The organism is Anaerolineae bacterium (genome assembly GCA_016931895.1).
In the GTDB taxonomy this organism is placed as follows: Bacteria; Chloroflexota; Anaerolineae; order 4572-78; family J111; genus JAFGNV01.
In genome coordinates, this window is record JAFGDY010000215.1 from 1 (window position 1) to 13,073 (window position 13,073).

Annotated in this window: 12 protein-coding genes; 5 read left to right on the forward strand and 7 right to left on the reverse strand. The window is 53.8% G+C overall.

Annotated features, from left to right (window positions below; translation table 11 throughout):
- The 3 genes from JW953_16125 to JW953_16135 all read left to right on the forward strand — a co-directional run.
- Positions 1-189 (forward strand): response regulator transcription factor (locus JW953_16125; protein MBN1994225.1); only part of this gene is annotated, 189 nt, incomplete at its 5' end.
- A 98-nt stretch (positions 190-287) separates the two neighbouring features.
- Positions 288-1,181 carry a hypothetical protein gene (locus JW953_16130; GenBank protein ID MBN1994226.1) on the forward strand — a complete coding sequence of 298 codons (894 nt, stop codon included), beginning with the start codon at positions 288-290 and terminating at the stop codon, positions 1,179-1,181.
- Positions 1,178-1,603, forward strand: coding sequence for a M48 family metalloprotease (locus JW953_16135; GenBank protein MBN1994227.1), 426 nt, complete (start codon positions 1,178-1,180; stop codon positions 1,601-1,603). Before JW953_16130 ends, JW953_16135 begins: the two co-directional genes overlap by 4 nt.
- Positions 1,604-1,623: 20 nt before the next feature.
- Here JW953_16135 and JW953_16140 read toward each other — a convergent pair whose 3' ends face one another.
- The 5 genes from JW953_16140 to JW953_16160 are packed head-to-tail and all read right to left on the reverse strand — an operon-like array spanning position 1,624 to position 6,104.
- Positions 1,624-2,106 (reverse strand): YbaK/EbsC family protein, encoded by a 483-nt coding sequence (locus JW953_16140; protein MBN1994228.1) that lies wholly within the window; start codon positions 2,104-2,106, stop codon positions 1,624-1,626.
- 23 nt (positions 2,107-2,129) lie between these two features.
- The gene (locus tag JW953_16145; GenBank protein MBN1994229.1) at positions 2,130-3,341 is read right to left on the reverse strand and encodes a glycosyltransferase family 4 protein; all 1,212 of its coding nucleotides are present in this window, start codon (positions 3,339-3,341) and stop codon (positions 2,130-2,132) included.
- Between the two features lie 28 nt (positions 3,342-3,369).
- On the reverse strand, positions 3,370-4,314 hold the full coding sequence (locus JW953_16150; protein MBN1994230.1) for a glycosyltransferase family 2 protein: 945 nt from the start codon (positions 4,312-4,314) through the stop codon (positions 3,370-3,372).
- A gap of 6 nt (positions 4,315-4,320) precedes the next feature.
- Positions 4,321-5,295: a polyprenyl synthetase family protein gene (locus JW953_16155; GenBank protein MBN1994231.1), complete on the reverse strand. Its 975-nt coding sequence runs from the start codon at positions 5,293-5,295 to the stop codon at positions 4,321-4,323.
- Between the two features lie 23 nt (positions 5,296-5,318).
- Positions 5,319-6,104, reverse strand: a complete 786-nt coding sequence (locus JW953_16160) for a TatD family hydrolase (GenBank protein ID MBN1994232.1) — start codon at positions 6,102-6,104, stop codon at positions 5,319-5,321.
- A gap of 182 nt (positions 6,105-6,286) precedes the next feature.
- Here JW953_16160 and JW953_16165 point away from each other — a divergent pair, with 182 nt between their 5' ends.
- Positions 6,287-8,821, forward strand: coding sequence for a PD40 domain-containing protein (locus JW953_16165; GenBank protein MBN1994233.1), 2,535 nt, complete (start codon positions 6,287-6,289; stop codon positions 8,819-8,821).
- Positions 8,822-8,842: 21 nt separating this feature from the next.
- Entirely contained in the window at positions 8,843-10,879 is a 2,037-nt protein-coding gene (locus JW953_16170) for an AAA-like domain-containing protein (GenBank protein MBN1994234.1), read from the forward strand.
- A 3-nt stretch (positions 10,880-10,882) separates the two neighbouring features.
- On the opposite strand, the gene JW953_16175 is transcribed toward JW953_16170, so the two are convergent.
- Both JW953_16175 and JW953_16180 read right to left on the reverse strand, forming a co-directional pair.
- The gene (locus tag JW953_16175; GenBank protein MBN1994235.1) at positions 10,883-12,046 is read right to left on the reverse strand and encodes an alkaline phosphatase family protein; all 1,164 of its coding nucleotides are present in this window, start codon (positions 12,044-12,046) and stop codon (positions 10,883-10,885) included.
- A gap of 87 nt (positions 12,047-12,133) precedes the next feature.
- The gene (locus JW953_16180; GenBank protein MBN1994236.1) at positions 12,134-12,742 is read right to left on the reverse strand and encodes a hypothetical protein; all 609 of its coding nucleotides are present in this window, start codon (positions 12,740-12,742) and stop codon (positions 12,134-12,136) included.
- Positions 12,743-13,073: the final 331 nt, after the last annotated feature.

A 13,073-nucleotide genomic window follows, 5' to 3' on the forward strand; every position in this document is an offset into this window, starting at 1 on the left:
GAACGGGAGGTGTTACGTTTGTTAGCGCAGGGGTTGAACAACACCGATATTGCCAGACGATTGTATCTGTCGGAGGGAACCGTGCGGAATTACGTCAGCTCGATTTTTGCCAAACTGGGCGTGTCTGACCGCACCCAGGCGGCGGTGATTGCCCTGCGGCATGGGCTGGCGGATTTGGGCGGAAACTGACCAGACCATTATCTTTGGTCACAGTACACACTAAACTATCGAAGGTATTTGCAAATCACTTTTATAGTAATCTAGCTACGCGAAAATCAGACCCTACCATGTTACTCCGCAAACTTCTGTTTTTGACCATTGTCCTCATCATCCTCAGCCCGCTTGTTTATTTTGGCACGGGTATTGGGCAGCGCGCCTCTACCCTCAGCCCGGCGCCGGTGGCGCTGGCCGGCGGCACCTTGCAGAGCAGCCCCAAAGCCGAGGCCCTACACAGCCTGAGTCTATCCATTCGCGTCGAACGACTCCTGATTTATCCGATCTTACTGTTCCTGATGCAATACAGTGGGCTGGCGGTCAAACTGAGAGCCTGGCTCACAGACAAATGGCTGCCGCCTATCCGGCGAGTTCCCGGTTTCAAGTGGCTCGACCAGCGATTGGCCCGCCTCACCCGTAACCGGTTATCACTGGCCGATGTGCTAATCATCGGCCTCTATCTGACCCTGTTCAGCCTGGGACTTTCGTTGATTTACTTTCCGTTTTCCATTTACAGTGGCTTTGTGCTGCGCCACCAGTTTGGCCTCTCCACCCAAACCCTGGCGGCGTGGCTGCGCGATTTTGGGATTGGCTGGGTGGTGAATTGGATGACCACCCTCATCACCTTTGGCGGTTTTTATCTTCTGCTCAAACTTGCGCCCCGCCGCTGGCCAATTTGGGCGGGTCTTGGTTTCACCCTCTTCACGTTTGGCTACATTGTGCTGGAGCCAATTGTGGTTAGCCGTTGTTTTACGAGATTTCGCCGGTCACCGACCCCCACCTGCAACATCGCCTCCAAACAATGGCCAACCGGGCCGGCGTGGTTATTGACGACATCGCTATCATTGACGCCAGCAACAAAACCACCACCATCAACGCTTACCTCACCGGCTATGGAGGGGCCAGCAAAATCTTTATCTGGGACACGCTGCTGCAAAAACACCCTTCCGATGAGGTGGAGGTGGTGATTGCTCATGAAATGGGGCATTGGGTATATCGGCACGTGCTGCTGGGCACGCTGGCCGCCTGTGCCACAGGATGGCTGGGTTTATTTGTTTGGCGTTTTTGGAGCAACCGGATATGGCGGCGGATGGGATGGATCGGGCCGCACGATGTGGCCGGTTATCCCTACTTGCTGGGGGTAATGGCCCTGGTTGGGATATTGACCATGCCTTTAATCAACGGTGTTTCGCGCTTTGCTGAAAGTCAGGCTGATGATTTTGCCCTGGCCGTCAGCCAAAAACCCGCCGCCGCTGCCGCCATGTTTGAACGCCTGGCGCGAGAGAATCTGGCAATGGTGGAGGTGCCTACGTGGGAGAAGATCATGTTTTACACCCATCCCCCCCTGGCCGAACGAATAGAAAAGGCAAAACTCAAACTGAACCCATAAATCGTCAAATATCAGTAAAATCAATCAGAAACCGCAACCATTTCTGCGCCGGTGACCCGCACCAACTCAGCCGGCGTCAGGCGCAGCATAGCGTCAATAGCTCCTCCCCCGCCAAAAATTACTTCAAACCCCGTCAGCGCCGGGTCTACCAACGTGCGCAGCTTTTGCCGGTGACCAAAGGGCGGCATACTGCCCACCACGTAGCCGGTGATAGCCAATGCCTGTTCAGCGCCGGCAAATTTAACCTGTTTCTTCCCTACCCCCAAATAAGCCGCAATTTTACGTTGATCCACTTTGGCCAGGCCGTTGTTTATCACCAGCAACGGCTCCTCCTTTACCAAAAACACCAACGATTTGATGATTTGTTCCGGCGCAACCCCCAAGGCTCGCGCCGCATCGGGCACGGTGGGGGTGTGTTGGTTCATGGGCAAAATGGTGGCCTGGATTTGGTGGGCATCAATGAAATGTTGTAAGTTAGTGTTGGTTAAAGGTGGGGATGGCATTGGCAACTCCTAATGATAAATGGTTAATAGATTTTTAGGGTTCGATATAATTCAGTTGTATGGCGGGCAATGTTATTCCATTCAAACAAACCACCCAACACTTTCACCCCCTGCGATAACTTCTGCCGCAAAACATGGTCTTGCGCCAGAGGACTGATTATTCCGGCCAAAGCACGCGCATTGCGGGGTTGAACCAGGAGCATATTTTCGCCCGGCTTGATTTCAGGAACGAGCGAAGCATCGGTGGGGAAAGTGCTGACCACGGGGCAGCCGTGCCGCAGGGCCGCAATGAGCGTGGTGCGACGAAAAGAAACGCCATCCCGGTAAGGCATCACCACCACGTCGGCGGCCAGCAGATTGGCCGAAACTTCGGGCAGGCCCACGTAACCGGTACGGTAGATAAAACCGGCCAGGCAATGGCGGTCAATCAGGGTCTGCACTTTTTGGGCATAAGCCGCATTGGTTGGATCGGCGTGACCCATCTCACCGCCGATGAGCAGGAGCCGGGCGTCAATTCCCTGCTGCCGCAATAAGGCCAAAGCTTCAATGAGTTCCTCGCCGCCTTTACTTTGGTTAAGAAAACCAAAATAGGCCAGCAGCAGGGTTTCCGCCGTGATCTGGTACTTTTTGCGCCAGGCTGGGCGATCAAAATCGGCCGGAGGTTGGGGTTCCACGTTGCTGCCCAAGGGGATGTGGGCCAGGCGGGGCGCAGAGGAAGATGGCTCGATGTTCAGGGCCGTTTGCAGGGTGTACAAATCCTGGCGATTGGTACAGATGACGGCGTGGCTGTGGCGGGCCAGAGCCAACATAGAACGCCACCGGAAGGAACCGGCTTTGGGAAAAATATAAGGCACGCGCAAATCGTGAAACGTGGTTACAATCCGGGTTTTGAGGTTGCGTTTTTGGAAATACCAGGGCAGCCAGTTGACCCAGCCGCCCAGGTCAAAGGCGGCGGCTTGGTATTGGATATGCAAGACATCAGGCTGATGCTTTTTTAAAAAGTGAACGACACCCGGCCAGCAACGCCAGCCCCAGTTGGGAAGAACCGGGTGGATGTGGGCAGGGAAGGGGAGGCAGGAGATATTGACCTCATGGGCGGCATCTTGCCAATAACGGCCAATTAAGATGGAAGACTCCACGCCCAACGGAATCAGGTGTTCGGCCAAGCAAGCCGTATGGTCGGCGATGCCGCCTTGCATAGGGGGATATTCGCCGGTGAGAAACGTTACTTTCATTTTGGATTTACGATTGACGATTGACGGTTCACAATTCGCGCAAAATTTGCCCATAAGCCTTCATCCGCTCGCGGCGCAGGTCGCGCCGATGGCCGATGAGCCACTTGAGGGTCTCCTCAGTCCATTGAATGGCAAACGTGGCCCACAGAAAAAAATACAGCGTGGTTGCCCAGCCCCGCCCAAAATATTTGCGGGCATAGCGCAGTTTGCTGCGTTGAAACCGCAGGGTCCGGGCAGCCATCACCTGCTGGCTGGATTGGCCCTCGTAATGGGTAACTTTGGCCTCCGGCAGATAATGAATTTCCCAACCGGCTTCCGCCGCCCGCCGGCACCAGTCGGTTTCTTCAAAATACATAAAAAACTCTTGGTCAATGGGACCCACTTGCTGCCAGGCCTCCCGCCGGATCAGCAATGCCGCGCCGACCAGCCAATCCACTGTTTGCGTTTGATCGGGCGGGATGTCGGCCAGATGATAACGTTGGGCGTAACGATTTTGCGGAAACCACTGCCCCAGCAGCGTGCTTTCCCAAAACAGGCTGCCCAGGGTGGGGAAACGGCGACGAGAGGATTGGGTTGAGCCATCCGGCCAAAGCAGTTGCGGGCCTGATGCGCCAACCTGGGGCCGGGCATCCATATAGTTCACCATCCGGGTCAATGTATCGGATTGAACAACGGTGTCAGGATTAAGGATAAAAACATAACGGCCGGCTGCCGCCGTTACGCCGGTGTTATTGCCGCAAGCATAGCCCAAGTTGTCATCGCTGGCAATGAGGCGGATTTGGGGAAATTCTTCTCGCGCCATTTGGGGGCTGCCGTCGGTAGAGGCGTTGTCCACCACAATGATTTCGGTGGTTAAATCAGGGGACGATTGGCAGGCTGTGTCCAAGGATTGTAAACAGTGGCGCAACAGGTTTTTAACGTTCCAATTGACAATGACAATTGACAGGTCCATAAGGTGATAACGGGCAACCATTGAACATTAAATATCCCGCGCTACCGTATATTCAGCCAACCCATGCATGGCCTGGCGGTAAGCGTTGTCGGGCAAAATTTCTAAAGCGGCCTGAGCCTGACGAGCAAAACGGTGGGCTTCGGTCATGGCTTCTTCAATACAGCCGGATGCCCGGATTTGCTCCACTACAGCCAAAATTTCTTCGTCGCTCACCGGCTCGCGGCGCACCGCTTTAAAGAGAACGGGGTGGTGGGGCGATTTTTTGGCAAAACACATCACCGGCAGGGTGGCGATCCCCTGCCGTAAATCATTGGCTACCGGCTTGCCAATCCGATCTTCATCGCCCTGGAAATCAAGAATATCATCCACCACCTGAAAAGCCATGCCCAACTGATATCCGTAATCGTGCAGGGCCTGGATTTCTTCTTCAGACGCGCCACAAAGAATCGCGCCCGTTTGCGTGCCTGCGGCAAACAGTGAAGCAGTTTTGGCAAAAATGCGCTGGCGATACTCTTCCATGGTGGGAATATTGCCCTGGCCGTCCTGGAACATCTGCTGGAGTTCGCCGCCCACAATGGTCATGAGGGTTTGGGCAAAAATGGTCACAATGCGCACGTTTTTAGTTTCAGCGGCCAATTCGGCGGAACGGGCAAAAAGATAATCGCCGGTGAGAATAGTTGCGCCGGGACTCCAGCTGGCGCTCAAGGTGGGCAGGCCGCGCCGGAAGAGGGAGTTATCAATCAGGTCGTCGTGAACCAGGGTGGCGGTGTGCAGCAATTCTACCGATGCGGCCAGGGCATAAGCTTTTTCCTTGTCCACCGGATAAAAATTAGCGGCCATGAGGGTCAGGGCCGGGCGCAATCGTTTGCCGCCCGCGTCCATCAAATAATCAACCACGGCCTGCAAATCGCTGTATCTTTCGGCAATGCCGGAACGCATTTTGTTTTCAACGTGTTTGATGTCTGCGGCAACAAGGTTGAGTAAGTTACTTATGAAGGGCATTGATTTCCTTTTCTCCCTAAAGCTCAATCCATCCCCAGGGAGAGATTGAACAACGTGACCGTATTGTTGGTTAAACAAGCGCTCATTTCGGCCAAAGATAGATGGCGCAACCGGGCCACACGTTCGGCAATCAGCTTGACCCGCGCCGGTTCGTTGCGTTTGCCCCGGAAAGGATGCGGCGAGAGAAAGGGCGCATCGGTTTCCACCAAGATCCGTTCCGGCGGCAGCCAAGCCACAATGCCGGGTAAATCACGGGCGTTTTTGAACGTCACCGGGCCGGTGATACCAATGTAAAAGCCTAACTCTATCGCTTCTTCGGCCATGGCCGGGTCGCCGGAAAAAGAGTGCAGCACCAGGCCGGGGTGGTCGCCTTTCATGCTCCACTGCCGCAATACGGCCATTGTATCTGCCGCCGAGTCGCGCTGGTGAATGATGACGGGCTTGTTGAGTTCCAGGGCCAATGCCAACTGCTGCTCAAAAACGCGGCGCTGCGCCGGGCGCGGCGCTGCGTCCCAGTAATAATCCAGGCCAATCTCGCCTATGGCCACCACCTTGGGGTGGTCGGCCAATTGGCGCAATTGAGCCAGCGCTGCCTCATCAAAGCCAGCCGCATCATTAGGGTGCACGCCAACGGCGGCATAGAGTTCAGGGATTTTTTGGGCCAGCGCCACAACCTGCCGGCTGTCTGCCACATTAATGCCGGGATTAACAATAGCCGTTATCCCGGCTTCTTTAGCCCGGGCTACAACTTGATCCCGGTCTTCATCAAAGGTGTTAAAACTGAGGTGGCAATGAGAATCAATCAGCATTTTGGCCTCATCCAATGTGAGAAAAAGTATACCAGACCCCCAAAGGGGGAGCAAATGGATAAAGTCCAAAAACCCGGCAATTTTCCCGTCTCATTCGACTCTTTAGACATAACCATCTATAATTCTATAGATTTTTATTGCCGAACGTCAAGACAATTTCACCATCACATGGGGCACCCTTTATGCCAATAGAAAACAACGCTTTTATCGTCAACCCCTATATTGCCGGGTCGCCGGTGAAAGACTCGGCCATGTTTTTTGGCCGCGATGACGTGTACGCCTGGCTGCGTCAACACCTGCGCGGCGAGTATCAAGACAACGCCATTGTATTATACGGCGAGCGGCGGGCCGGCAAAACTTCTGTTCTTTATCACATGCCGGATAAACTGGGCGACGACACTTACGTGCCGGTTTTGCTGGATTTGCAAGGCATGGGCCTGGAAGGTATGGACGGCCTGTTGTGGGAAATGGCCCGCAAAATTGGGCTGGCCCTGCGCCGAGTAGAAGGACTGCCCCAATTAGACCGGCCCGATCGCCGCGATTTTGAGGCTCACCCCCGCCACCACTTTGAAGAAGTATTCCTGCCGCCCATTATAGAGGCGCTCAAACCGCGCCGCCTGTTGCTAATGTTTGATGAAACCAATCGCCTGGAAGAGCGCGTTCAGGCAGGAGAATTGCCGGATAGTATTTTTGACTATCTCCGGTCGCTCATTCAGGGCACCAATCATCTTAACTTTATTTTTGCCCTGGGCAGCCGGGTGGAAGAGGCCCGCGACTCTTCACAGCTATTCAACCTGGCCGTTTATCGCAAAATCAGTTTTTTAGAACGAGATTTTGCCGAAGACCTCATCACCGGACCGGTGGCCAAATATTACACCTACACGCCTGCCGCCATTGAACGGATTTTGCGCCTGACCTCCGGCCAACCCTATTACACCCAACTCCTGTGCCACAATCTATTCACCCGCTGGACCGAACGGAAGCCGGAACAACTGGACGCAGCAGATGTAGACGCTGTTTTAAGCGACGTGATTGAGCAGGCCACGCCCAATCTGCAATTTATCTGGGACGACTCAGCCCCGGTAGAACAGGCGCTCCTGGCCGCCCTGGCCCACGTGGCGCCGCAACACAAAGGGGGCGTGATGCGCCGCAATCTGGAACGCACCCTGCGCAGCGCAAAATTCTATCCCCCCCCCGGCGAGGTAACCACCGGGCTGAAACGTCTTTTTGAAAGAGACATTATCAACAGCCAGGAGCCGTACGAATTTCGGATTGAATTAATTCAACAATGGTTGCGCCAATATAAACAATTGGGGTGGGTCCGGGAAGAACTCAACGAAGCCGCCACAGAATGGGAACGGCTGGAACAGCAACGCCTGGCCGAAGCCCCAACCTCGTTAGAACGCGCCCGACGCTGGCTGGCCCCGGCGTTGGGCTTGCTCTTACTGGGCCTGCTGGTGTTTACCGTTGTATTGTACGAAGATTTTCAAGATGCCGTTGAAGAAACCATCGACTCCGAAACCAGGGTGGCAGAACTGGCCGCTTTGGTCAAAGCCAACAGCACCCAGGCGGCAGAAAGCCAAATGGCCCTCATATTGGCCAACACCCGGATAGCCGAAGCCCAACAAGAAGGCGATACCGAAGAACTGGCTAAAGCGCTCGCTTCGGCTACGATGGCGGTGGAAGCGATTGAGGCCAGCCAGGCCACGGCCACCAGCATCGCCGTAGTAGAAGCCACCGTTGTGGCACAAATTACACCTCCGCCCCCCCCAGTAGAGACGACCCCTACGGAAATTCCCGTTCCCCCCACCAACACGCCCCAACCAACAACCACCGCCACCCCGACCTCATCGCCCACCCCCACCATGCCGGCGCTGGCGGCCTCGTTGAAAGGGACCATTGCCTACCCAGTTTTTGCCGGAACCAGCTACGACCTTTATTTTGGCAATGTGGCCGGTGGCGAAACCATCCGCTATCGCCGCGAGGCCAGCCAGCCCGCCTTTAACGCCGACGGCTCCCGGATTGCCTTTATCTCCTGGGCCGCCAACAGCCGGGGATTGGTTACGGCTAACAGCAGCGGCGGCTACGAAATTTTGATCAGTAACTACCTGGAAGACAAACTCCCCACCTGGAGTCCCGACGGCAGCACCATTTTATTTCTAAGCCGTCGTAGCGGCAGCCGGGCCTCAGAATTTTACCACGCCTCGCCCAACGCAGACTTTCTCAATAATCCGGCCCGGTTGATGGGTCAAGGTGAATATCCTACCTGGGGCGCAAACAACCAGGTTATCTTTCAGGGCTGGGGCAGTAGCGGCGCAGGCTTACGGATTGCCCCCGCCAATTTTTCCAACTACGAGGATGTAACGGATTCTGGCGCAGATTACGCCCCGGCCCTATCGCCGGATGGCCGGCAAATTGTTTTTATGTCTAATCGCGAGAGTAACTGGGATATTTACCGCATCAACGCCGATGGCTCTAACCTGAGACGACTAACCACCGACTCAGCTCAAGACGGCCTACCCACCTGGAGTCCCAATGGCCGGGCCATTGCCTTTGTCAGTAATCGCAACGGGGAATGGGCCATTTTGGTGATGAGCGCCGATGGCGGTAATCTACAAAAACTATTTACAATAGAAGGTTCGCCCGACGGGACAGTATTCTACGATGAGGCCAATTCCACCGGCTGGATCGAAGAACGCCTCAGTTGGTCGCCCTAAATTTATCGTGGAGTTGAGAGTATGAGCATTAATCCTTTTACCTATGGCAAACCCATTGACGCCCCGGCCCGATTTATTGGCCATCGCCGCGAAGCGGAACAGGTTTACAGCCGCCTGCTCTCCGCTTTTGAGTCAACCTCCATTGTCGGCGAACGCCGCACGGGTAAAACGTCGCTGCTCAAATACCTGGCCCATCCAGAGACGCAGGCTCAATTTGGCCTTGAGTCTGAGAAGTATATTTTCATTTACCAGGATTTTCAACTCCTGGAAGACAGCACCATGCCGGCTCGTTTTTGGCAGCGGGTCTTACGCGCCGTCCAACGAGCGATCAAGGGCCACGAAGGTATTGTGGCTGAAATTGACCTGGCCACAAAGAGCGAAACCATTGATAATTACACCTTGGACGACATCTTCACCTTGATTGATGAAGCGGATCTCTACATTGTTTTGCTGCTTGACGAATTTGAAACCGTTACCCGTAATGAGCATTTTGACAACGATTTTTTTGGCGGGTTGCGCGCCCTGGCCATCCACCACAATTTGGCCCTGGTCACTTCCAGCCGCCAAAGCCTGGTGGAACTGACCCATTCCGAAGAAGTGCGGTCTTCGCCCTTCTTTAATATTTTTGCGACCATCCACCTGCGCGCTTTTTCGGAGGAAGAAGCCACAGACCTGATTGAACAATACCTGGCCGAGACCGGCGTTAAGTTCCTCATCAGCGAACTGAACGTGATTTTTGCGGTGGCCGGTTACCATCCTCATTTTTTGCAAATGGCCGGTCATCACCTGTTTGCCGCTCATGAAAAAGAGATGGACAGCCCGGCGCGATGCCATTATGTGGTTGAGCAAGTGCATGGTGAGGCTGGGCCTCTATTTTGGGATTACTGGCACGACTCCAGCTCCGCCGAAAAAATCCTACTGACCGTCATGGCCCTGCGGGAATTGGAACGTGATGGAGGTGAGGATACCATCGCCGAGTTGGAAACCTTCTATACCCGCGCTGAACAAGTGATGCCCGACCTGGAACGACGCGCCCTGGTCATCAAAAACCCATTAAATTCCGCCTATCATCTTTTTTCCACCGAATTACGGAACTGGATTACGGATGAAATTTTTGGCGATGCCAAAGACCTCCGTGCCTGGCGCGACTGGCAAAAAGCCGATAGCCTGATTCTCTCCCTGTCCACTAGCATGCAAGACATCCTGGCCAAAACCGTCAGCGTGCTCAATCCGGCCTACCAGGACATCCTGGGCAGTTGGCTCTTGGAACCTTCAAGCTCCGGCGCCGCCATGAAACTGGTGCAAAGCTGCGCCAATTCTTACGAGCCTTCCGGTGAACAAGCGCAGCTTGATTTCATTTCTAAAGTGGCCGACGAACAAAAACCGGTGGGGGATACGCCCAAGGGCCTTTTTGACCGGCTCACCCAACAACTCAACCAAACCCAGCCTCCTGTCGCTCCGCCTCCCGCTGCTACTTCCACCGCCATGCTCCCCCCTGAAGAAGCGATCATTTCAACCGGCAGGAGACTATCACTCAGAGGTGGGAACAAAGCAGTGGCCAACCCGGTAGCCCTGGGGGGGCTGATTATCTCCGGCATTGTCACCGGCCTCAATCTGGAACCGGGCGATCAAGGCTTTGTCAACGGCGAGTTGGCATGGCTTTTTGGGGCCACCGACAACCTGCTAAAAATTTGTCGCAACGAAATAGAACCTGGCCAGCCTATTACCGTGCCCATTCCCCCTGATGCGGAAAGAGTAACAACGGCCAACAATCAACTCCTACCCACCATAGACGACTCTATTCTAACCTCTTGGAAAAGCTGGCTGGAAAAACGGCTCGAGTGGATTGGGGCCTGGTTAAAAGACCTGGACCTCCTGCTGGAACAAGAAGCCAGCCGGGGCACAGCGGCCAAAAGCGACCTTGAGCTGCAAAATAAAATCAGAAGCAAACGCATTGAAATTGGGCAAGTATTGGAAGAAATGGCCGAATTGATGAAACAAGCCTATGGCATCCGGGTAACCACGCCCGGCCAATTGGTTGAATTGCTGGAAGGCTAAGGCCTATTTTTTAATGACAATCAGCGGCACAAACATCTCTGCTTTACTTACTCCCCCGTGATAACCAATATGCACCTGCCTGGATTCGCCCAAAAGAGAATCTCTGATTACGTAATTATCCTTCATCAGCAAAACATAATCGCCCACCCGGTCAAACAACCTGGGATGAGGTTCAAATAAACCAAAATAATTTTGGGCAATCAAGGCTTCGCTTTTAAACAATTCAGCCTTATCGCCAAGATGCGCGGCAACATAATCCTCAAACTGGGCCGTTTTAGCCGGACGGACATAACAGTAGGCCGCCCGCCCTTCGCCGCACAGGGGCAGGGCCAGGGCAGCCTGTAGTTTGGGGTGATTTTTTAACTCGATTCTTTGGGCGGCTTCGTTGTCAATAAAACCGTGGTCGGCGGTGATAATCAGGGTTGTATCGGTATGTTTGAGCGAAGCCAGGAACGCGCTCAGTTTTTTATTCAATTCGGCAAAATGGCGGGCTGTTTTCTGGCTGCCGTTACCCTGCTCGTGCGATAAGGTATCAAATTTGGGCCAATAAGCGTAGATGTATTGTTGCCTGTTTCCCCGGCCCGACAGAATAGTCTTTCTGAGGCGTTTGAAAAAATGGCCCAAATTCCGGTAGGCCAACAATTTGGCCCGTCCGGCTGTGGCCTGGTTGTAATCTGACTTGACCAAATCTTTGGGCATAATGGCGTAAGAATCAGCTTTGAGGCTGGCCGTAAGCGGCGGCTGGTCAAAGATATCTTTGGCCTTGATTTCAGCCTGGCCGAACGGCGGGCCGCCATGCCTGGGCTTAAAAGGCAAAATGGCCGATACCACGCCCAACTCTTTGAGATGCACAAACCAGCCCGTAATAGCGTGCTGTTGGGGCGCAACGCCGGTGGCAAACGTGGTGACGCACGCCGCCGTGGTTGAAGGAAAGACCGAGGTGATTTGACCCCGCAAATGTTTATAAAAAACACTATCCTGCCCCCTGGTGGTCAGGTATTCATATCCCAGGCCGTCTATCACCAACAAAACAATATTCCGCGAGGCCGCCAGTTCTGCCGGCAACAACGCCGTCAGGGGGGCGTATAACGATTCCCCGCCCAACGCCTGCCCAATTGAACTCATTAAGTTGACAATACTGCCGCCGTGATAATCAGGTAAATACATTTTTTTCTCCAAGTTTCATCTTATCAAAAAAAACACCCCCTGACAAACCAGGGGGTGCATGGAGCAAAGAGCAAACAAGCAACAAGTTTATCGCTGCGCCACAACTTGCGGCGCATTAAAGGAGCGAGCTACCTTTTCAATAACGCTCTGCTGGCCGATACCGGTGATAACGTAAGCGGAAGCGTCGGCCTCAATGTAAAAGGTAGTTTTTTGGCCGCCGGGGCTATTGGCAAAGGCGATCACGCGCTCCGCCGGGTAACCGTGAATAGTGAGCGACTGTCGGCTCAACACTTTTTCATTATACAAGCTGCGGTCCACAAAAGGGGTCAAACCATCGGCGGGCATTGGCCCGGCTGCTTCTACCTTTACTTTGGTCCCGCCATCCGCAGAGTGGAAAAGCACCACATTTGCCGAAAGTTGGGTCATTTCCCAGGCGGCGGGATAGTTGAGGTGGTATCCAAAATTCTCGTCGGCAAAAACAATCATCTGTTCAACCACGGCCGCAACGCCGCGAGCCTCTACTTCGGCCAGCGTTGTGGCTTGAGCGGCCAGAGACACGTCTTTAACCGGCGCTGTTACCGCCAAAGCCGGGGCCGCCACCACCGTTTCCGGCTCGGCTTGGGTCAGGCGATAACCGGCAGTTAAGATAGCGGCGCAAATAATTATGATCACTAAAATCCAGCGGATGTTCATCATCTTGTCCTGAAAATTAAGGTTAAATAAGTACTGGTAATGACACCCTCAGTATGCCACAAAACTGGTGGGAATACATCGGCTGACCGGACATAGTTTTGAATGGAAGAATCATATATTTGGCCTTGTTGAATTGGCTTAGGCAGTAGGCAGAATGGCGTAGTGGCCCCTACTCATAAATAGGTAGGGGGAAATATAAGGGGGGCAGTTGGATACAGACTCGCGCTGGAAGATGCAGATTATGTCAAAAAAATAGGGATGGTTCATCTCTTACGAATAGTTAAGTTGACACTTTTCAAATAGGCGAAAATCTATATGAGTGTTAATCCAAGAA